This is a genomic window from Streptomyces sp. NBC_00775, from assembly GCF_036347135.1.
Lineage (GTDB): Bacteria > Actinomycetota > Actinomycetes > Streptomycetales > Streptomycetaceae > Streptomyces > Streptomyces lutosisoli.
Genome location: NZ_CP108938.1, coordinates 8,301,981 through 8,323,799 on the forward strand (window position 1 = coordinate 8,301,981; position 21,819 = coordinate 8,323,799).

At 69.0% G+C, this 21,819-nt stretch carries 16 protein-coding genes; 14 read left to right on the forward strand and 2 right to left on the reverse strand.

Annotated elements, in window-relative coordinates:
- Positions 1-2 precede the first annotated feature (2 nt).
- The 13 genes from OIC96_RS36855 (at position 3) to OIC96_RS36915 (ending at position 16,334) form a co-directional block, all read left to right on the forward strand.
- A complete protein-coding gene (locus tag OIC96_RS36855) occupies positions 3-1,298 on the forward strand; it encodes a pectate lyase family protein (protein ID WP_330303678.1) in 1,296 nt (431 codons plus the stop codon).
- Positions 1,295-2,467, forward strand: a complete 1,173-nt coding sequence (locus OIC96_RS36860) for a Gfo/Idh/MocA family protein (protein ID WP_330303677.1) — start codon at positions 1,295-1,297, stop codon at positions 2,465-2,467. The genes OIC96_RS36855 and OIC96_RS36860 overlap by 4 nt, the downstream gene beginning before the upstream one ends.
- Positions 2,464-3,303, forward strand: a complete 840-nt coding sequence (locus OIC96_RS36865) for a PmoA family protein (RefSeq protein WP_330303676.1) — start codon at positions 2,464-2,466, stop codon at positions 3,301-3,303. The genes OIC96_RS36860 and OIC96_RS36865 overlap by 4 nt, the downstream gene beginning before the upstream one ends.
- Positions 3,303-4,835: a glycoside hydrolase family 43 protein gene (locus OIC96_RS36870; RefSeq protein WP_330303675.1), complete on the forward strand. Its 1,533-nt coding sequence runs from the start codon at positions 3,303-3,305 to the stop codon at positions 4,833-4,835. Before OIC96_RS36865 ends, OIC96_RS36870 begins: the two co-directional genes overlap by 1 nt.
- Positions 4,836-4,875: 40 nt before the next feature.
- On the forward strand, positions 4,876-6,888 hold the full coding sequence (locus OIC96_RS36875; protein ID WP_330303674.1) for a pectinesterase family protein: 2,013 nt from the start codon (positions 4,876-4,878) through the stop codon (positions 6,886-6,888).
- Positions 6,889-6,980: 92 nt separating this feature from the next.
- Positions 6,981-8,315, forward strand: coding sequence for an ABC transporter substrate-binding protein (locus OIC96_RS36880; protein ID WP_330303673.1), 1,335 nt, complete (start codon positions 6,981-6,983; stop codon positions 8,313-8,315).
- 135 nt (positions 8,316-8,450) lie between these two features.
- The gene (locus tag OIC96_RS36885; RefSeq protein WP_330303672.1) at positions 8,451-9,251 is read left to right on the forward strand and encodes a rhamnogalacturonan acetylesterase; all 801 of its coding nucleotides are present in this window, start codon (positions 8,451-8,453) and stop codon (positions 9,249-9,251) included.
- Positions 9,252-9,308: 57 nt separating this feature from the next.
- Positions 9,309-10,628 (forward strand): pectate lyase family protein, encoded by a 1,320-nt coding sequence (locus tag OIC96_RS36890; RefSeq protein ID WP_330303671.1) that lies wholly within the window; start codon positions 9,309-9,311, stop codon positions 10,626-10,628.
- 172 nt (positions 10,629-10,800) lie between these two features.
- Complete coding sequence (locus OIC96_RS36895) at positions 10,801-11,970, forward strand: pectinesterase family protein (RefSeq protein WP_330303670.1); 1,170 nt, start codon at positions 10,801-10,803, stop codon at positions 11,968-11,970.
- 1 nt (position 11,971) lies between these two features.
- On the forward strand, positions 11,972-13,009 hold the full coding sequence (locus OIC96_RS36900; RefSeq protein ID WP_330303669.1) for a pectinesterase family protein: 1,038 nt from the start codon (positions 11,972-11,974) through the stop codon (positions 13,007-13,009).
- Positions 13,002-14,279, forward strand: a complete 1,278-nt coding sequence (locus OIC96_RS36905) for a pectate lyase family protein (RefSeq protein ID WP_330303668.1) — start codon at positions 13,002-13,004, stop codon at positions 14,277-14,279. The genes OIC96_RS36900 and OIC96_RS36905 overlap by 8 nt, the downstream gene beginning before the upstream one ends.
- 48 nt (positions 14,280-14,327) lie before the next feature.
- Positions 14,328-15,440, forward strand: coding sequence for a right-handed parallel beta-helix repeat-containing protein (locus tag OIC96_RS36910; protein WP_330303667.1), 1,113 nt, complete (start codon positions 14,328-14,330; stop codon positions 15,438-15,440).
- Positions 15,441-15,536: 96 nt separating this feature from the next.
- Positions 15,537-16,334 carry an HAD family acid phosphatase gene (locus tag OIC96_RS36915; RefSeq protein WP_327427773.1) on the forward strand — a complete coding sequence of 266 codons (798 nt, stop codon included), beginning with the start codon at positions 15,537-15,539 and terminating at the stop codon, positions 16,332-16,334.
- Here OIC96_RS36915 and OIC96_RS36920 read toward each other — a convergent pair.
- A complete protein-coding gene (locus OIC96_RS36920; protein WP_330303666.1) occupies positions 16,331-18,574 on the reverse strand; it encodes a family 43 glycosylhydrolase in 2,244 nt (747 codons plus the stop codon). The genes OIC96_RS36915 and OIC96_RS36920 overlap by 4 nt on opposite strands.
- 239 nt (positions 18,575-18,813) lie before the next feature.
- Here OIC96_RS36920 and OIC96_RS36925 point away from each other — a divergent pair, with 239 nt between their 5' ends.
- Positions 18,814-19,971 carry a right-handed parallel beta-helix repeat-containing protein gene (locus tag OIC96_RS36925; protein WP_330303665.1) on the forward strand — a complete coding sequence of 386 codons (1,158 nt, stop codon included), beginning with the start codon at positions 18,814-18,816 and terminating at the stop codon, positions 19,969-19,971.
- Between the two features lie 148 nt (positions 19,972-20,119).
- Here the strand turns inward: OIC96_RS36925 and OIC96_RS36930 are convergent, their stop codons facing one another.
- Positions 20,120-21,802, reverse strand: coding sequence for a rhamnogalacturonan lyase B N-terminal domain-containing protein (locus OIC96_RS36930; RefSeq protein WP_330303664.1), 1,683 nt, complete (start codon positions 21,800-21,802; stop codon positions 20,120-20,122).
- Between the last annotated feature and the right edge of the window lie 17 nt (positions 21,803-21,819).

The following is a 21,819-nucleotide window of genomic DNA, read 5'->3' on the forward strand; positions in this document are numbered from 1 at the left end:
GGATGAGAAGCCTTCTCCAAGTGGCGTCCGTGGTCGGCCTGTTGGGAGTGGTCCTGAGCACTCCGGCCGGCGCCGACGCCCGGGACATCAGCCGCGACACCCTGGCCGCGGACGACGGCTGGGCGGCGGCGGAGGGCGGCACCACCGGTGGCGCGGCGGCCGACGACGCCCATGTCTTCACCGTACGCAGCCGTGCCGGGCTGGTCCGCGCCCTCGACGGCGGCAGCGCCACCCCGAAGATCATCAAGATCGCGGGGACGATCGACGCCAACACCGACGACGACGGCCATCACCTGGACTGCGACGACTACGCGACGGACGGGTACTCCCTCAAGGAGTACCTGGCCGCCTACGACCCCCGCACCTGGGGCTCGGCGAAGCCCAGCGGCGCGCAGGAGGAGGCCCGGCAGGCCTCGGCCGCCGCGCAGGCCGCGCGCGTCGAACTCCTCGTCGGCCCCAACACCACCATCGTCGGCCTAGGCTCCGGTGCCGTACTGAAGGGCGCCAGCCTCCAGGTCAAGAACGCGGACAACGTCATCGTCCGCAACCTCGAACTCCGCGACGCCTACGACTGCTTCCCCGTCTGGCAGCCCAACACCGGCGGCCTCGGCGACTGGAAGACGTCGTACGACACCCTCTGGCTGAGCGGCGCCACCCATGTGTGGGTCGACCACATCACCGCGAGCGACAAGGGCCACCCCGACGCCGGCGAACCCACCTACTTCGGCCGCAACTACCTGCGCCACGACGGCCTGTTGGACATCACCACCGGTTCCGACCTGGTCACCGTCTCCTGGAGCCGGTTCGCCGACCACGACAAGGCGATGCTCATCGGCAACAGCGACGCGGCGACCGGGGACCGCGGCAGACTCCGCGTCACCCTGCACCACAACGAGTTCGAGGGTGTCGTGCAGCGCGCGCCGCGCGTCCGCTTCGGCCAGGTGCACGTCTATGACAACCGGTACGTGGTGCCCGCCGGCTCCGAGTACCGCTACTCGCTCGGCGTCTCCACCGAGTCGGCGGTCTACGCCGAGAACAACGCCTTCACCACGCCCAGCCACGTCGAGGTCGCCGACCTCGTGAAGAGCTGGAACGGCACGGCCCTGCACCAGACCGGGACGCTCTTCAACGGCTTCCCCGTCGATCTGCTGGCCATCTACAACGCCTACAACTCCGGCAGCGAGCGCGACCTGACCGCCGACGTCGGCTGGACGCCCACGCTGCACGGGACGATCGACAGCGCCCGGCAGGCCGACCGCGATGTGCAGCGCGGCGCGGGTGCGGGGAGGGTCCGATGAGCACGCCCCACGTGAAGGAAACCCCGCTGCCGGTCGTCCTCGCGGGCGCCCGCGGTCACGGCCGCTGGCATCTGCGCAACATCGGCCGCCTCCAGGAGAGGGGTCTCGTACGACTCGTCGGCATCTGCGAGCTGACCCCGCTCGGCGAGGAGGAGCTCAAGGAGGACTTCCAGGGCCAACTCCCCGCGCAGTCGGCCGACTTCGGCTCCCTCCTGGACTCCACCGGCGCCGCGATCGCGGTGATCTGCACGCCCATCCCCACCCACACCGACCTGGCACTGATCGCCGCGCGGAAGGGCGTACACCTGCTCCTGGAGAAGCCGCCCGCGCCTTCCTACGCGGAGTTCCGCAGGATGGCGGACGGTGTCGCCGCGGCCGGAGTGGTCTGCCAGATCGGCTTCCAGTCGCTCGGCTCGCACGCGGTGCCCGCGATCCGCGAGCTGATCGCCCAGGGCGCGCTCGGCACGGTGATCGGGATCGGCGGGGCCGGGGCCTGGGCGCGCGACGAGGCGTACTACCGGCGCGCGCCGTGGGCGGGCAAGCGCCGCATGAACGGCGTGGACGTGGTCGACGGGGTGTTGACGAACCCCCTCGCGCACGCCGTCGCCACGGCCCTCGCGCTGGACGGCTCCACCCGCGCGGAGGACATCACCGGGATCGAGACCGAGCTGCTGCGCGCCAACGACATCGAGTCCGACGACACCTCGTGCGTGCGTATCGTCACCGCGAAGGGCCGTATCACCGTCGCCGCGACGCTCTGCGCCGAGCGGCCCGACGAGCCGTACGTCCTCGTGCACGGCGACCAGGGGCGGATCACCTTCTGGTACAAGCAGGACCGTGTGCTCGTGCAGCGGTCCGGGCGGGGCCCGGAGGAGATCGAGTACGGCCGCACCGACCTGCTGGAGAACCTGGTCGCCCATCTGACGGACGGTGCCGAATTGCTGGTCACGCCCGAGTCGACGGGCGCCTTCATGAAGGTGGTCGAAGCGATCCGCCGGGCGCCCGACCCCGTCGCCCTGCCCGACCACGCCTGGGAGCTGCTGCCCGGCGAGAACCGCCGGGTCGTCCGGGGCATCGACGGACTCGTCGCGGCCGCCGCCGACACCCTCGCCCTCTACTCCGAACTGGGCGCCCCCTGGGCGGCCTTGAACGAGGTGAGCGCCCGATGAACGAGTCACTCGTCCTGCGCATCGCGGGCCGCCCCGTCGCCCGGTACATCACCCGGCCCGCACTGCCGCCCAAGCTCTCCCCGCGTCCCTATCTGCACCCCGTCACCACCCTGGCCGGCACGGCTGTCACCGAGCTCAGCCCCGCCGACCACGCACACCACCTCGGCGTCGGTGTCGCCGTTCCCGACGTCGAGGGGCACAACTTCTGGGGCGGGCGCACCTATGTACGCGACCAGGGGCCAACCGAGCTCGACAACCACGGCGCCCAGCGGCACGCCGCCTTCCAGCTGCGCGACCCCGACGGCTTCGTGGAGGAGCTGCGCTGGGTGGCCGCGGGCCGTGAGCTGCTGCGCGAGCGCCGTACGGTCGCGGCGGCCGAACTCACCGAAACAGCCTGGGCGTTGGACTTCACGTTCTCGCTCACCAATACGACCGATCACGAGCTGTCCATCGGCAGCCCCGCCACCAACGGGCGGCCCGGCGCGGCCTACGGCGGCTTCTTCTGGCGTGCCCGCAAAGAGGCCGAGGCGCCGCGCGTCTTCACCGCCGGCACCGAGGGCGAGGAAGCGATCCACGGCACCCGCGCCGACTGGCTCGCCCTCTCCGGCGCCGCCTGGACGCTCGTCTTCGCCGGGGCCACCGAACCGACCCGCCGCGACCCCTGGTTCGTGCGCACCGCCGAGTACCCGGGGGTCGGCTCGTCCCTCGCACATGAGGCACGGCTGCCGATCGCGGCCGGGGGGACAGTCGTACGGCGGGTCGTCACCGTCGTCGCGGACGGCGCCCTCGACCGGGCCGAGGCCGCCGCGCTGGTACGGAAGGCGGTGAGCCCGTGATGGCCCTGACCTCCGCCGACCTGGGCGACGGCACCTACCGCAACCCCGTCCTCGACGCCGACTGGTCCGACCCCGACCTGCTGCGTGTCGGCGACGACTTCTACCTCACCGCCTCCAGCTTCGGCCGCGTCCCGGGCCTGCCGCTGCTGCACTCCCGCGACCTGGTCAACTGGACGCTCGTCGGACACGCCCTCCAACTCCTGGAGCCCGCGAGCGACTTCAGGAAGCCCCGGCACGACTGCGGGGTGTGGGCGCCGTCCCTGCGTCATCACGACGACCGCTTCTGGATCTTCTGGGGCGACCCCGACCACGGGATCTTCCAGGTCAACGCCCCCGAGATCAGGGGCCCTTGGACCCGCCCCCACCTGCTCAAGGAGGGCAAGGGGCTCATCGACGCCTGCCCGCTGTGGGACGAGGAGACCGGCGAGGCGTATCTCGTGCACGCCTGGGCCAAGTCCCGCGCGGGCGTGAAGAACCGGCTCACCGGCCACCGGATGCGTCCCGACGGCACCGGACTGCTCGACGAGGGCAAGGTGATCGTCGACGCCGACCGGATCCCCGGCTGGTTCACCCTGGAAGGGCCCAAGGCCTACCGGTACGACGGCTGGTTCTGGATCTTCGCGCCCGCCGGGGGCGTGGAGTCCGGCTGGCAGGGCGCCTTCCGCTCACGCGGCTTCTTCGGGCCGTATGAGGAGCGGATCGTCCTGGAGCAGGGCGACACCGAGGTCAACGGCCCGCATCAGGGTGGCTGGGTGCGCACGGCGGCCGGTGAGGACTGGTTCGCGCACTTCCAGCAGCGTGGCCCGTACGGGCGGGTCGTCCACCTTCAGCCGATGCGCTGGGGCACGGACGGCTGGCCGGTCCTTGGCGACGAGGGCGCCCCCGTCGCCGTACACAAGAAGCCGGATCTGCCGCCCCAGCCGCCGTCCGCGCCCGCCACGGACGACGACTTCCCCGGCGGCCGGTACGGGCGCCAGTGGCAGTGGACCGCCAATCCGCAGGACGGCTGGGCCACCCAGCACTCCGGGGACGGGCTGCGGCTGAGCTGCGTACGGACGGTCGACGCGCACGATCTGCGCAAGCTCCCGAACGTGCTCACGCAGCGGCTGCCCGGTATCTCCGCCACCGTAGAGGTCGAGCTGCGGCTCGACAGCGAGGAGCCGGGGGCACGGGCCGGCCTCGCCGTGCTCGGGGACGCGTTCAGCTGGATCGGGCTCCAGCGGGAACACGACGGATCGGTGCGGCTCGTGCACCGGTTCGCCGAGTCGGTCGCCGACCGGGAGCGCGACGCCGCGCATTCGCCGGCGGCGCCCGAGGGGCGGGCCCGGCTGTGGATCGAGATCGGCGCCGGGGCGCGCTGTCGCTTCTCGTACGACGTCGGCGACGGCCGGATCCCCTCCGGCCAGGTCTTCGCCGCCACCCCCTGGCGCTGGGTCGGCGCCCTGCTCGGGCTCTTCGCGCTCGCACCCGTCGGCGGGGGACACGCCGGCGCGGCCTCGTTCACGCACTTCCGCATCACCGCGACCCCCTGAGGGTCGATTCCTGCCATCCGTACGCCTGTTGGGAGCCGCAATGACGCACCTCCATAGCAAGCGCTTGCAAGGTCCAGGCCTGGGGAGGACCCTGGCCGCCGTCGTGGGACTGGTGGCAGCCCTGACTTTGGGGGCTGTCGGCCAGGCGAAGGCCGCCGATGCCCCGTCGAAAGCACTTTCGGCAGCCGCACCGAAAACACTTTCGGCGATGGATCGTTGGAGCGATCAGCCGCACGGATTCGCCTCCCTCGACGGCGGCACCAGCGGCGGCGCGGGCGGCAAGGTCGTCACCGTCACCGACCAGGCCTCGCTCGCGAAGTACGCGGCCGCCGAGGAGCCGTACGTCATCCGGGTCTCGGGAGCCGTCGCCGTCGAGCCCTTCGGATCCGACATCGTCGTGGCCTCGAACAAGACGATCATCGGCGTCGGTGACACCGGCGAGATCGTCCACGGGGAGCTGCACCTCAACCCCGGCACGCACAACGTGATCATCCGCAATCTGACGATCCGCGATTCCTACGTCGAGGGCGACTGGGACGGCAAGACGCAGGACTTCGACGCCATCCAGATGGACACAGTCGACCACGTCTGGATCGACCACAACCGCTTCACGCACATGGGCGACGGGCTGCTCGACATCCGCAAGGACAGCCAGTACATCACCGTCTCCTACAACCAGTTCACGAACCACAACAAGGCGTTCGGCATCGGCTGGACCGCCAACGTCAAGACGCAGATCACCATCGACCACAACTGGTTCAACGGCACCAAGCAGCGCAATCCGTCCGCCGACAACTGCGCCTACGCGCACCTCTACAACAACTATCTGTCGGCGCAGGTGGCGGACGGCGACCCGGTCTGGACGTACGGCAACTGGTCGCGCGGGCAGACCAAGATGGTCATCGAGAACAGCTACTACGACGGGGTCCAGCACCCCTATCAGGCCGACGCCACCGCCGAGTTGGTGCAGCGCGGGTCCATTCTGAAGAACACCACCGGGCGGCACGACGCGTGGGGCACGGCATTCGACCCGCACGACTTCTACGCCTACCGGCTGGACCCGGCGGCCGCCGTTCCCGCGCTGGTCGCCAAGTTCTCAGGTCCGCAAGCGCGGATCGGCACCGTGCTGAACGTGCCTGCCGACTACCCGACCGTCCAGGCCGCCGTGGACGCCGTGCCCGACGGCAACGACAGCCCCGTGACCCTCGCGATCGCGCCCGGAACGTACCGCGCGAAGGTCTACATTCCCGCGACCAAGCCGAACTTGGTGCTCCAGGGGACTGGACAAGATCGCTCCGACACCGTCATCGTCTACGACACCCCCGCACAGTTCGGCGGCTCGACCGGAAGCGCCACCGTGCGGATCGCCGCGAACGACGTCACCGCGCGCGACCTCACCTTCAGCAATGACTTCGACGAGGCCGCGTACGAGTACAGCGGCGAGCAGGCGCTGGCGATGAAGACGACGGGCGACCGGATCGTCTTCGAGAACACGGCCTTCCTGGGCAACCAGGACACCGTGATGACCGACAGCCCCAAGCTGAACCTCATCAGCAGGGTCTACATCCGCGACTCGTACATCGAGGGCGATGTCGACTTCCTCTACGGGCGCGCGACCACCGTGATCGAGCGATCGGTCATCCGCGCGCTCAGCCGTGGCTCCACCACCAACAACGGCTATCTCACGGCCGCCTCGACCTGGAAGGACAACCCGTACGGGTTCCTGATCACCAGGTCGAGGGTCGTGAGCGACGCGCCCGCCGGGTCCTTCCACCTCGGCAGGCCCTGGCACCCGGGCGGCGAACCCGACGCCGTCGCCCAGGTGTTGTTCCGTGACACCGAGCTGCCGGCCGCGGTGAAGGCCTCGCCGTGGACCGACATGAGCGGCTTCTCGTGGAAGGACGCGCGGTTCGCCGAGTACCGGACGTACGGACCCGGCGCCGCCGTCACCGACGACCGGCCGCAGCTGAGCGACGCCGACGCGGCCGGCTACACGGTCGCCAACTACCTCGCAGGCACGGACGGTTGGGCGCCGCAGGCCCAGCACCGCTGACAGCCCCCACAACACCCCCGCACCACCGCAGCACCTCGTATCACCGCAGCACCACCACAACCCCGCTGGATCCAGAAGAAGAGAGCCGACCAATGAAGATCAGCATCCGTAGAACCAGGCGTGCCGCCATGGCCGTCGCCCTGGGCTCCGTGCTCGCGCTCACCGCCACCGCCTGCGGCGACGACGGCAGTGGCTCGGCCGGGGACAAGGGCAACGAGGGCTCCGGCAAGGGCGAGATCACCTTCTGGGACAACAACGGCGGTGTCCGTACCGACGTCTGGAAGGAGATCATCAAGGACTTCGAGAAGAAGTACCCGGACATCAAGGTCAACTACGTCGGGGTGCCCGCCGCGAGCGTCCAGTCCAAGTACGACACCGCCATCCAGGGCGGCGGCCTGCCGGACGTCGGCGGCGTGGGCACCGCGATGCTCGCCGAGGTCGCCGCGCAGGGCGCCCTCGAACCGCTCGACAGCCGGCTCACGAAGAGCTCGCTGAACGGCAAGCTCAGCGCGAACTTCCTGGCCAGCGTCAAGGCCGCCGGCGGCGACGGCAAGACGTACACCGTGCCGACCTCCGCCAACAACGGCACGCTGTGGTACCGGACCGACCTGTTCACGGCGGCGGGCCTGGACGCGCCGACCACGTGGACCAAGTTCTACGCGGCCGCCGACAAGCTCACCAACTCGGGCAAGAACAAGTTCGGTTACACCATCCGCGGCGGCGAGGGCTCGATCGCGCAGGCCCTGGACGCCACGTACGGGCAGAGCGGCATCACCGAGTTCTGGAACGGCGACAAGACCACGGTCAACGATCCGAAGAACGTGACCGCGCTGGAGAAGTACGTCGCGCTGTACAAGAAGGACACCCCGTCCGCCGACGTCAACAACGACTTCACCAAGATGGTCGCGCAGTGGGACTCCGGCACGATCGGGATGCTGAGCCACAACCTCGGCTCCTACGCGGACCACGAGAAGGCGCTGAGCGGCAAGTTCAAGGGCATTCCGAACCCGACGCTGGACGACGGCACGCGGGTGCAGATCTCCAACCCCGTCGACGGGCTCGGGCTGTTCAAGTCCAGCAAGAACAAGTCGGCGGCCTGGAAGTTCATCGAGTTCGCCGCGTCCCACGAGGCCAACAGCAAGTGGAACGAGTCGGCGGCGCAGGTTCCGGCGAACACGGAGGCGGCGCAGGACGCGTGGGTGCAGGCGTCTGAGCCGACGAAGCTGGCGGCCGAGGCGTTGAATGGTTCCACGACGAAGATCGTGCAGCTGCCGTACTACCTGCCGGACTGGAACACGATCTCGAAGACCGACAACGAGCCGAACTTCCAGAAGGTGCTGCTCGGGAAGATGTCGGCGAAGGACTTCCTGAACACGTTGGCCGACCAGCTGAACAAGGCGCAGGCGGACTGGAAGGCGAACCACTAGTCCGGGTCGTTTTCTGTGCGCGGTCGGTTCGGGGGTGCTGGGTTGTATCGCGTCTCCGGACCGGCCGTGGCCGGGCGCGCAGTTCCCCGCGCCCCTGAAAAGCCCTCCTCACCCCCTGGTTGAAAGGCACCCCCTGTGTCCCTCACCCGCAGACAGGTCACCAGCGCAGCCCTCGCCGCCGTTCCCCTCGCCGTCGCCGCGACGGCCCCCGCGACCGCTGCACCCAAGGGAGCCCGACGCGTGCGCACCCTCTACATCGCCGGTGACTCCACCGCCGCCCAGAAGTATGCCGACGCCGCGCCCGAGACCGGGTGGGGCATGGCGTTTCCCTTCTTCCTTCATGCGGAGCTGGAGGTCGCCAACCACGCGGTGAACGGGCGGAGTTCGAAGAGTTTTGTCGACGAGGGGCGCCTGGACGTCATCCTCGAAGCGATCCGGCCCGGCGACTTCCTGCTCATCCAGTTCGGGCACAACGACGAGAAGAGCGCCGACCCCACCCGCTACACCGAGCCGTGGACGACGTACCAGGACTACCTGCGTCAGTACGTCGAGGGGGCGCGGGCCCGTGGCGCGCGGCCGGTGCTCGGCACCTCCGTCGAGCGCAGGAAGTTCGACGCGGACGGCAACGCGGTGCCGACCCACGGCGACTATCCGGCGGCGATGCGCGCGCTCGCCGAGGAGGAGCATGTCGCGCTGCTCGACATCCAGTCCCTGTCGCTCGCCCTGTGGCAGAAGCTCGGTGTCGAGGAGACGAAGAAGTACTTCAACTGGACCGAGACCGAGCAGGACAACACGCACTTCAACCCGCCCGGTGCGATCGCCGTGGCCCGTCTCGTCGCGGCCGAGCTGCTGCACCGCCGGGTGCTGACGCCCCGGGACGTGCGTCGGCTCGACGAGGAGATCCCCGAGTCGTGGATCACCTGGCCCACCGCGTGACCCCCTGACCCCCTGACCCCCTGACCCCCTGACCCGATGGAAAGAGAGAGCCGCACCATGAACACACAGAGATGGCATGGGCATGTCACAGCAAGGGTGGCTGCGCTGATCGGCTGCACCGCGCTCGTTCTCACCGTCACCGGCACTTCCGCCCAGGCGCAGCCGCGCGACCTCGGCCGCCAGACCCTCACCGCCGGTGACGGCTGGGCCTCCGACGGCACCGGGACCACGGGCGGTGCGGCCGCCGACGCCGCGCACGTCTACACCGTCACCAGCTGGGCCGAGTTCAAGGCCGCCCTGGCGGACGGCGGCACCGCGCCGAAGATCATCAAGGTCAAGGGCACGATCGACGCCAACGCCGAGGGCTGCGACTCCTTCGCCGCCGACGGCTACGACTTCGCCGCCTACCTGGACAAGTACTCGCCGGAGAACTGGGGGTACGACACCAGCCTGGACGCCGAACCGGCCGACAGCCCCGAGGGCCTGCGCCGCACCTCCGCCGCCAACCAGGACGCGGCCATCAAGGCGTTCGTCCCCGCCAACACCACCATCGTCGGCATCGGCGAGGACGCCGGCTTCAAGGGCGCGAGTCTGCAGATCAAGGCCGTCGACAATGTCATCGTCCGCAACCTCGCCTTCGAGAGCCCCCTCGACTGCTTCCCGCAGTGGGACCCGACCGACGGCGACACCGGGAACTGGAACTCCGAGTACGACAGTGCGGTGGTGTACGGCGCCACGCACATCTGGCTCGACCACAACACGTTCACCGACGGGGACCACCCGGACAGCACGCTGCCGACGTACTACGGCCGGATCTTCGAGCAGCACGACGGCGAGCTCGACATCGTCAAGGGCGCGGACTACGTGACCGCCTCCTGGAACGTGTTCGCCGACCACGACAAGACGATCCTGATCGGCAACAGCGACAGCGCGTCGACCGCCGCCGTCGACCGGGGGCACCTGAAGGTCACCTTCCACCACAACCTGTTCACCGGCCTGGTCGAGCGCGCGCCGCGCGTCCGCTTCGGCCAAGTGGATTCGTACAACAACCACTTCGTGGCCGACTCCACGTACTCCTACAGCTTCGGTATCGGCATGGAGTCCCAACTCGTCGCCGAGCACAACGCGTTCACGCTGCCGGACGGGACCAGCGCGGCGAAGGTCCTGAAGAAGTGGAAGGAGGCGCCGCTCACCGCAGACGACAACTACGTCAACGGCGCGGCCACCGACCTGATCGCCGTGCACAACGCGGAGATCCCGGCCGAGACGCTCCAGTCCGGCGCCGGATGGACGCCCACCCTGCGGACGAAGGTCGACCCGCCGAAGGCCGTCCCGCGGATCGTCGACCACGGCGCCGGCGCCGGAAAGATCTGCTGACCCGCCTCCCGATCCGGCCGGAGCGGCTCCGCACCGCCCCCCATCCGGGGGCGCGCCGCTCCGGCCCCCTCCGGGCGCGTTCCGTTCCGGCCCCCACCCAGGGGCGGCCGCTCCCGTCTTCCCCCTCCTTGACCCCCTCCTCGACTGAGCCGCACAGCGAAGGAGCATCGCCATGCTCTCCCGCACCACCTCCCCAAGCCGCACCACCTCCCCGAGCCGCAGAACCTTCCTCGTCGCGAGCGCCGGGGCCGCCCTCGCGCTCGGCCTCACCACGACCCCCGCGAGCGCCGGAGGCCGTTCCGCCTTCGGGCGCTACGGCTCCCCGTCCGCGCGCCTCACCGAGCGGACGCTGTACGTCCATCCCGACGGCCTCGGCGACCACACCACCGTCCAGGCCGCCGTGACCGCCGCGACCGGCGCCGGATACACCCTGGTCATCGCGGCCGGCGTGTACCGCGAGACGGTCTCCGTCGGCGTGACCGACCCGGCGACCGGCCTGCCCGGCGTCGCGGGCACCGAGATGACCTGGATCGGCGCCTCGGAGGATCCGCGCGATGTCGTCGTCGTGTACGACAACGCCAACGGCAAGCAGAAGCCGGACGGTTCGGGCACCTACGGCACCACGGGGTCGGCCACCACCACCGTGCGCACCGACGGCTTCACCGCCCGCTGGATCACCTTCGCCAATGACTGGCTGCGCGCCGACCACCCCGAGATCACCGGCACCCAGGCCGTCGCCATCAAGGTGCAGGGCGACCGCTCGGCCTTCGAGCACTGCCGCTTCCTGGGCCATCAGGACACGCTGTACGCCGACTCGATCGCGCTCGGCACCTTCGCCCGCCAGTACTACCGGGACTGCTACATCGAGGGCGACGTCGACTTCGTCTTCGGCCGGGCGACGGCGGTGTACGAGCACTGCCACTTCCACACCCTGGCCCGCACGGACCTGGCCGCCGCCCCGTACGGCTTCGTCTTCGCGCCGTCCACAGCGGTCGCCAACCCGCGCGGCTACCTGGTCACCCGGAGCCGTATCACCAGCGAGGCCCCGGACGCGTACTACAAGCTGGCCCGCCCCTGGGTGCCCGGCTCGGACACCACCGCCCGGCCCATGCTGACCGTCCGCGACACCCGCCTGGACGCCGGGATCGACGCGGTCGCGCCCTACACCAACATGTCGGCCACCTACCCGTGGCAGAGCCAGCGCTTCGCCGAGTACCGCAACTCCGGTCCGGGCGCCGTGATCAGCGTTCCGGAGAACCGGCCCCAACTCACCGACGAGGAGGCCGAGTCGGCGACCCGCGAGGCGTACCTCGGCGACTGGACCCCGTGGAAGGGGTGCTGAGATGCGCCGACGCGCCTTCCTGACCGCCGCGGTGGCCGGAACGGCCGGGGCCCTGACCGCCTTCGGCACGGCCCCCGCCTTCGCCCACGACCGCCGCGTTCTGCACGTCCGCCCCGGCGACTCCGTCCAGGCCGCGGTGGACACGGTTGACGGACCGGGCTGGACCATCGTCGTCCACCCCGGTACATACCGCGAAGTCGTCAACATCCCCGCCGGCACAGCGGACTTGACGCTGCGCGGCGCCACCCGCGACCCGCGCGACGCCGTCATCGTGTACGACCACGCCAACGGGACGCAGAAGCCCGACGGTTCCGGGACGTACGGCACCGCGGGCTCCGCCACCTTCACCTCGGCGGCGCCCGGGCTGACCGTGCACGGGCTGACGATCGCCAACGACTGGCTGCGCGCGGACCACCCGGAGATCACGGGTACGCAGGCGGTCGCCGCGTACATCACCGGTGACCGTTCGTCCTTCTCGCGGGTGCGGCTGCTGGCCCACCAGGACACGCTGTTCGCGGACACGACGGCGCTCACCGCCTTCGACCGGCAGTACTACCGGGACTGCTACATCGAGGGCGACGTCGACTTCGTCTTCGGGCGGGCCACCGCCGTCTTCGAGCGCTGTCACTTCCACACCCTCGACCGGGACGTCACCTTCAAGCCCGAGGGCATGGTCTTCGCACCGGCCACGGCCCGCGCGAATCCGTACGGCTTCCTGGCCGTCCGCAGCCGGGTCACCTCCGGCGCCGAGGACGCGGCGTACAAGATCGCCCGGCCGTGGGTCCCGTCGTACGAGACCACCGCCTGGCCCTCGCTCGTCGTGCGCGAGACGGAGCTGGGACCCGGCATCGACGCGGTGGCGCCGTACACCAACATGCGCGAGGCCTATCCCTGGCAGAGCATGCGGTTCAGGGAGTACCGGAACACCGGTCCGGGCGCGCTGATCAGCGTGCCGGAGAACCGGCCCCAACTCACGGACGCGGAAGCCGAGGTGCACACGCGCGAGACGTATCTCGGGGACTGGAGCCCCTGTGCGTAGGGCCGTCGCGGCCCTGGCGGCGCTGCTCGCGTGCTCCGTCGCGCTCCCGGCGTCCGCGGCATCCGCGGCGTCCGCGGCCGTCCCGGGTCCCATCGGCTGGGCCTCGGCCAACGGCGGCACCACCGGAGGCGCCGGCGGCACGGTCACCACGGTCCACACCCGCGCCGAGCTGAAAGAGGCACTCGCGGGCGACGGCGACCCCACCGCACCCAAGGTGATCCGCGTCGCCGGTGACATCAACGGCCATGAGACGGACGACGGTTCACTGCTCGGCGAGCAGGACTACGCACCCGGATACGACCTCGTCCAGTACATGTCCTGCTTCGGCGAGGACGGCACGACCTGGTCGGACACCCGCTACGACTACTGCAAGCGCCAGCGGACGCTCCGGCAGACCGGGTCCACCAAGGAGAAGGCGCAGATCCAGCTCACCGTCCCCAGCAACACCACGCTCGTCGGCGTCGGCGACGACGCACGGCTGCTCGGCGTCTTCCTCACCGTCAACACCGGCACGAACATCATCGTGCGCAACCTCCATCTGGAGGCCCCGGTCGACCACTTCACCAGCTGGTCACCGGACGACGGAACGCAGGGCAACTGGAACGCGCGCTTCGACGCGATGACGGTGGTCACCGGCAAGAACATCTGGGTCGACCACTGCACCTTCACCGACGGCCGCTTCCCGGACCGGGACGCTCCCGTCGGTTTCCACGGCAAGCACGTCCAGCGGCACGACGGGCTGCTCGACATCGAGGACGGCTCGGACTACATCACCGTCTCCGACAGCCGGTTCGCCGACCACGACAAGGCGCTGCTCATCGGGTCGGGGGACGGGCGCGGCGACCGCGACCGCGGGCACCTCAAGATCACCTTCGCCCGCGATCTCTTCACCGACATCGTGCAGCGCGGCCCGCGCGTCCGCTTCGGTCAGGTGCACGTCGTCAACAACGTCTACCGGGGCCGCCCCGAGGACACGCTCTACGCGCTCGGCGCCGGTCTGGAGTCCGCGATCGTCTCCGAGCACAACGTCTTCGCCTACCCGCGGGGCGCCCCCTCGATGGTCCTCGCGGTCTACGGAGGCACGCACTTCCGCGACACCGGCTCCTGGTTCAACGGCCGCCCCGCCCGCCTCGACGCGGTGGCGACCGGCCTGGGCCTCACGGACGACGTCGGCTGGGACCCCGCCGACGCCTACGACTACCGGCAGTTCACGTCCCCGTCGGCGGTCGAGCACTACGTCCTGCGCCACTCCGGCGCCGGACGCCACTGAATCCCCAGCACATCCACCATCGACTCAGAGACGAAAGGACCGCACTCCATGTCTCGTCGTACCGCTCTCACCCTCGGCGCCACCCTGGCGCTGGGCGCAGGCCTCGCAGTTCTCCCCACCCAAGCTCAGGCGGCCACGGTCGTCGTCGACACGACCGCCGAACTGACCAGCGCCATCTCCAGCGCCACCGCAGGCACCGTCATCCAGGTGCGCGGCGGCACGTACTACCCGACCGCCACCCTCCAGTCCACGACGAACGGCACCTCGTCCAGCCCGGTCACCCTCACGGCGTACGGCTCGGAGACGGTGAAGATCGACGGCTCGTCGCTCCCCTCCGGCGACTGGATCTTCAAGCTGACCGCCGACTACTGGAACGTCTCCAACATGACCTTCCAGAACTCCCCGGACAGCGCCGTCGTCTGCCAGTCCTGCACCGGCACGAACTGGAGCAACATCAAGACCATCAACGGCGGCGACTCCGGCTTCACACTCACGGGTGATGGCACCGTCAACAACACGGTCAAGAACATCGACTCGTACGGCAACTACGACTCCGCCAACCACGGCGAGAACGCGGACGGCGTGGCCGTGAAGTTCGGCTCCGGCACCGGCAACCTGATCACCGGCGCCCGCCTGTACAACAACTCGGACGACGGCATCGACTTCTGGTCCTTCTCGTCCCCCGTGACCATCGAGCACACCTGGTCCTTCGGCAACGGCGTCAACCGCTGGTCCGACTCGGCGTTCGCGGGCGACGGCAACGGCTACAAGCTGGGCGGCGACGGCGAGGTGGTTGCCCACGTCGTCAACAACTCGGCGGCCTGGGGCAACGCGGGCAACGGCTTCACCGAGAACAGCAACACCGGTGCGATCGTCATCAACCGCACCACCGCGTACGCCAACAGCAAGTGGGGCTACTACTTCGCCACCAGCTCCGCGAAGCTCGGCAAGAACCTGGCGGTGAGCAACGGCAGCGGACTGGTCAGCAAGGGCTCCTCGGTCACGTCGGCCGGCAACAACTGGGACTCCGGGATCTCGACGCCGTCCTTCGTCTCCACGGACGCGAGCACCACGTACAACTCTCGCCAGTCCAGCGGCTCGTTGCCCGCGACCACGTTCCTGACGACGGGCAGCAGCACGATCGGCGCCACGATGAACTGATTCCTTGGAGGACGTGAGGCCCAGTTGTCTGTGGACTATGTATCGATCAGGCAACGGGCCTCGCTTTCAAGGGGGTGACGCGCGTAGAAACCTGTCATGCATAAGCCACTGCGAATAGCGGCGATCGCCGCCACCTGTGCCGTCGCCGGTGCCGCCCTGTACGGCACCGGCGTCGCCACCGCCGACCAGTCGACGGCGAACTCGACCCACGAGCCCTACAACATCGGGCTCCTGGTCAAGGACATCGACACCTACTACGGCACCACGCTCGACAGCAACGGCGTGTACCAGGCGTCCGCGGACAGCCAGTACGCCAAGGACCTGGCGCGCATCGACGCCGCCGCCATGAAGACCATCGACCAGGCGGCGCGCAAGGCGCACCACCGGGGCGAGAACCCCGCGGTCGTCTTCGACATCGACGACACGCTGCTGCTGTCGCTCGACTACGAGAAGAAGACCAACTACACGTACAACTCGGCCTCTTGGGCGACGTATGTGGCCCAGGCCGACCGTCCGGCGGTCTTCGGCACCCCCGAACTCGTCGCGTACGCCGAGTCCAAGGGCGTCGAGGTCTTCTACAACTCGGGCCTGAAGGAGTCGCAGCGCGTCTCCGCGGTCGCGAACCTGAAGAAGGTCGGCGTCGACATCAACCTCGACGCCGACCACATGTTCCTCAAGGACACGGCGAACCCGCCGGCGTACCTGAGCGACTGCGCCACCGCCGGTACCTGGACCTGCACGACCGTGCAGTACAAGTCCGGCACCCGCGAGCACATCGAGGACGACCTCGGGTACAACATCGTCGCCAACTTCGGCGACCAGTACTCCGACCTCGAAGGGGGCTACGCCGACAAGACGTACAAGCTCCCCAACCCGACGTACTTCGTCAGCTAGTTCCCGGACTCGGTCCGCACGGGGCGGATCGACTCCAGGGTCGGCACCACCGGCAGAATCGTGCCGTCGGCCGCGAACTCCATGCGGTCGATGGTGGTCTCCCGGTGCGTGCCGTCCCCGCCCGGCTTCCCGGGGCCGTTCAGGGCGAACCGGTGGTAGACGATGTACCAGTCGTCCGTACCGGGGACGGTCACCACGGAGTGGTGACCGGTGCCCTTGATGCCGTACTCCGGGCGCTTGGACAGGATCGTGCCCCGCTTGGTCCACGGACCGAGCGGGGACGGTCCCGTCGCATAGGCGACGTGGTAGTTCTCGCTGCGGGTGTCGTCCTCGGACCACATGAAGTAGTACGTGCCCTGCCGCTTGACCACGAAGGATCCCTCGCGGAAGTCCGCCGGGGTGATGTCCTTCACCTTCGTCGCGTCGAACGACACCATGTCGTCGTTGAGGGGCACCACGTATCCGTGCCCGTTGCCCCAGTAGAGATACGACTGGCCGTCGGCGTCCGTGAAGACCGCCGGGTCGATCATCTGGCCCGTGAACTGCCCCTTGGCGACCAGCGGTTGGCCGAGCGCGTCCTTGAAGGGACCGGCGGGGGAGTCCGCGACGGCGACGCCTATCCGCTGCTCCGCGCAGAAGTAGAAGTAGTACTTGCCGTCCCGTTCGGCGATCGCCGGGGCCCAGGCGTTCTTGTCCGCCCACGACACATCGGGACCCAGGTCCAGGATCACCCCGTGGTCCTTCCAGTGCACCAGGTCCTTCGACGAGTACGCCTTGAAACTCGTCCCGCTCCAGCCCGCGTAGCCGTCCGTCGTCGGGTAGATCCAGTACTGGCCGTCCAGGTACTGGATGTCCGGGTCGGCGTTGAGACCGGGCAGGACCGGACTTCGGGTCACCGCCGCCTCGACCGTCCAGGTCCGGCTCGTCCCGTCCGCCGCCGTCACCGTGTACGTCCGCGGCTTACGGAAGTCGCGGCGCGTACCGGAGCTGGGGCTCACCTCGGCGCCCGCGCCGGCCCACAGCTTCGGCGCGAGCCGCGAGAGATCGGTGCCGGGCTTCATCGGCAGGACGACCTTGGACGAGGCCTCGGTGACGACCGCGTACCCTTTCTGCCCGCGCGCCGTCGCGTCCACCACCGACGTCCCGGTGGCCGGATACGCGGCGAGCAGCCGGTCGTACTCCGCCTGTGTCACCGGCATGACCGTGCCGTGCCGCGGGCTGGCCGGGAGCTGGTAGTTCGTCGACATCGTCCACTTGCCCGAGTCGAGATCGGTCGTCTCGAAGGGGACGTAACCACGGCCGCCGTACTCGTCGATGAACAGGTACCACTTGTCCTCGGTGTTGGACTTGAAGACCGTCGGGCCCTCACCGCGGTCGATCGAGCCGCTGCCGATGCACTCCGAGACGAAGTCGTACTTCGTGTTCGTCAGCGAGGCCGACTTCTCCCCGGTGATGAACTTGGAGCAGGGGCTGGACGAGGTGGGATCGCGCTCGTCCTTGGTGTAGCGGTAGTAACTGCCCTTGTTCTTGATGACCGTTGAGTCGATCACCGAGTAGCCCGGGTCGTCCCAGACCTTCGGGTCGCTGAAGGTGCGGAAGTCCTTCGTGGTGGCGTACAGCATCTTGTTGTACGTCGATCCGGTGTGGTCCGGGTCGTCGTCGGCGTACAGCTTGGACGCCCAGAAGACGACGTACTCACCCAGGCTGTCGTCCCAATAGGCCTCCGGTGCCCAGGTGTTGCCCGCGCTGTCCGGGGCGACCTTCACCAGGCGCTGGTCGGTCCAGTGGACCAGGTCGGTGGACTCCCAGATCATGATGGACTTGCTGCCGTGGCGCTGGACGTAGTCCCAACTGCCGCTGGAGTTCTTGTACATCCTCAGATCGGTGGCGATGAGGTAGAACTTGTCGCCCTCGGGGGAGCGGATCACGAAAGGATCGCGCAGCCCCTTCTCGCCGATGGTGGAGGTGAGCACCGGACTGCCCGCGTTCAACTCCCGCCAGTGCAAGGGGTCGTTGCCGCGACTGAGGGCGTAGCGGATCTGCTCGCCGTCGGCGGTCCCCTCGCCGGTGAAGTAGGCGAAGAGATAGCCGGCGTACTTCTGATGGTTCACGGGCGGTGCTCCGGAGAGTGCGGGGCTGGGTGGTGCCGTAAGCAGGCCCAGCAGAAGGGCGAGGAGGGCGAGGACGGAGAGGAGGGGGAAAGGGGGGAGGGGGAGCGTGCGGGCGGTACGGCTTCGCATGACACATCCTGTGGGGGTCTGGTGGATTGTGTTGAATGCCGTGCCCTCGGAGTGTCACCAGTGGGAAACGCTGCGTCAATTGGTGCGGGCGGGACGAGAGGGAGCGAAAATTTCGATCGCTTTCGCAGGAACCCGGCAACCTTTCCAGCCACGGCGGCGACCAGGAATCAGAAGCGGGCCGGGGCGGCCCCTCCGGCCCGCTTCGCAGCTCTCCCATTTTCCTAGGAAAGGAACGCCCCGTGCGTCAGAGCATCGGACGCCACCGCAGGACCCGCACGCTTTCGATCGCCGCCGCGGTGGCCGTCGCCGCGGGGGCGGGTGGCGTCTACCTCGGCCTCTCGGACAACGGATCGGCACAGGCCGCCTCCACCACGGTCACCGTCTCCACCACCGCCCAGCTCGAGTCGGCCGTCGCCAATGCCGCCGCCGGTACGACCATCCAGGTGCGCGGCGGCACGTACTACCCGACGTCCACGCTGAAGTCCACGGCGAACGGCACCAGTTCTACGCGCATCACGCTCACCGCGTACGGCAGCGAGACGGTGAAGATCGACGGCTCCAAGCTGGCCGCCGGCTCCTGGCTGGCCGGGATCTACGGCGACTACTGGACCGTCCAGAACATCACCTGGCAGAAGTCGCCCGCCCAGGGCTTCGTCGCCACCTCGTCCGTCGGCGGCATCTTCAAGAACCTGGTCACCGCGAACAACGGCGACTCCGGCTTCACCCTGCGCGGCGACGACACGACCAACAACCTCGTCCAGAACCTGGACAGTTACGGCAACTACGACGCGGCGGGCCACGGCCAGAACGCCGACGGCATCGCCATCAAGTTCGGCTCCGGCACCGGCAACAAGATCACCGGCGCGCGGCTCTACAACAACTCGGACGACGGCCTCGACCTGTGGCAGTTCTCCTCGCCCGTCACCATCGAGCACTCCTGGGCCTTCGGCAACGGCAAGAACCGCTGGAGCGACTCGGCGTTCGAGGGCAACGGCAACGGGTTCAAGCTGGGCGGCGGGGGTGTTGCCGTCGCGCACGTCGTGAACAACAACGCGGCGTGGGACAACTCGCTCAACGGCTTCACCGAGAACTCCAACACCGGCGCGATCGTTCTCAACCGGAACACCGCGTACGCCAATGCCGAGGCGGGGTTCTACTTCGCCACCGGCAAGGCGCGGCTCGCGCGGAATCTCGCGGTGAGCAACAAGGGCGGGTTGGACAAGCTCGGTTCGTCCACGGTGTCGGCGGCGAACAACTGGGACAGTGGGGTTTCTACGCCGTCCTTCAAGTCGACGGATGCGACTGCCGCGTACGGGGTTCGTTCGTCGAGTGGGTCGCTGCCCTCGACGACGTTTCTCACGACTGGCTCCACGACTATTGGCTCGACGATGAACTGACCGTGGAAGAGGGCCGGTTCGCACACCGCGGGCCGGTGGGGGCTGGTCGCGCAGTTCCCCGCGCCCCGTACGGGGCGCCTCTTACGAAGTGCGAACGCCCCCGTCGGTCGTCACCGGCGGGGGCGTTCCTCTGCTGACCGAGGGGGGCTCAGGTCAGCAGGTCTATGGAGTCGAACGACGTGCCCGGGCTGAGGTAGGCCGAGCCGGTCGAACCACTGATGATGTTGAGCTTGAGGACGTTGTACTGGCTCACGTCCGTCTTCCACGCACTGGAAGGGACGTTGAAACTGAACGTGTGGTTGTTTCCCCGGTACGAACCCGTGGTGAGGGAGCGTGTGGAGGGCTGTGCGGGCGCCGAGGGGATGGCCGACACCCAGTCGTTGACCGTCACGCGTGGACGCCCGTTGAGGAACGCGTCCGTCACGCCGACGCGCAGGGTGTGCGCGGCGGCGGCCTGGGCGGCGGTCAGCTTGAAGTAGACGAGCACGCCGTCGTTGACGTCCTTCCAGACGTACGCCGGGAAGGAGGCGGCCGCACCGCTGTCGCCGATGGTGACGTTGCCGGTCCACTTCGCCGCGCGGGCGTCGGAGGGGTGCGCGTACGTCATCAGCTGGGCGTTCTTGAACTCGCCGGGCGTGCCGTCCCAGTCGCCGAGCCGCCACAGGGTCTTGGCGGCGGACGGGTCCCCGGTGATCGTCAGGCTGTGCAGCGAGGTCGTCGCGCCGGCCGTCACCTTCACCTCGCTCGTGTGCACGGCGAGCTCGCCCTTGTAGACGGTCAGCGTGTACGTCCCCGGCAGCATCCCCGGGCAGGAGAAGGCGCCCGAGGAGGCCGAGGCCTTCGCCCAGTACTGGGCGGCGGAGTTGGCGAAGCCGACCGTGTAGGCGTACTTCGCGTCCATGCCCTTGAGCCCGACGCCCGCCACCTTGCCGCGCCCCGCCCTGCCCACCCAGCCGGTGATGCCGAGTCCGTCCACCCAGGAGGTGTCGAGGTTCGCGTGGAAGAGGGCGGACGAGGGGGCGCCGCCGTCCGTGAAGTTCAGCACGAACGGGCCCTGGAGCCCGAAGCGTTCGCCCTCCGTCTGGGCCTCGTTGTAGTGCAGGATCTCGTACAGCCCCGCGCCCTTGTCGTTCGAGTGGCGCAGCAGGGAGCGGTAGAAGGGGCCGCCGGACGCCTTCTCGTGGTTGGAGCGCACCAGCCACAGCGCGGCCGAACCGGTGCTGAAGCCGATGTAGTCGTAGTCGATCGTGCGCTTGCCCGAGTAGTGCTTGGAGTGCGTCGTGCCGTCCGCGCGCTTCCAGACGTCACCGGCCTCGATGATCGAGTCGGAGGCCTCGATCCAGGAGTCCGAACCCTCGTTGGGGAACGCCCCGGGCTTGAGGCGGACGATGTAGCGGGTCGCCGTGAAGGAGGCGTCCGCCTTGTTCGTCCACAGGTAGACGCTGTTCTGGCCGCTGCGGGCCGCGTACCACTGGGTGATCGCGCCGTGCACCACCTTGACCAGGATCGTCGACCCGGACTGCCTGACGGTGACGGTGGAGGCGCCGAGCCCCGACTCGACGTGCGAGTGCTTGCCGCCGTAGCCCTCGTACTCCTTGCCCTTGTAGGCGAGCGAGGTGATGTCGCCGGTGGACTTGGAGACCTTGAAGACGAGGGAGGCGCCGGTGTCGACGACGTAGTTCGACCCGTCGTCCGTGTAGCCGAAGGTGGCGGCGGAGGCGGACGAGAGGAGGCCGGCGCCTCCCGCGACGGCTGCGCCGGTGGCGGCGACGCCGATCACGGAGGCCCCGAGCACACGTCTGCGCGTGAGGTGTTTCTTGTGCGTGCTCAAGGAACGTGCTCCGTCAT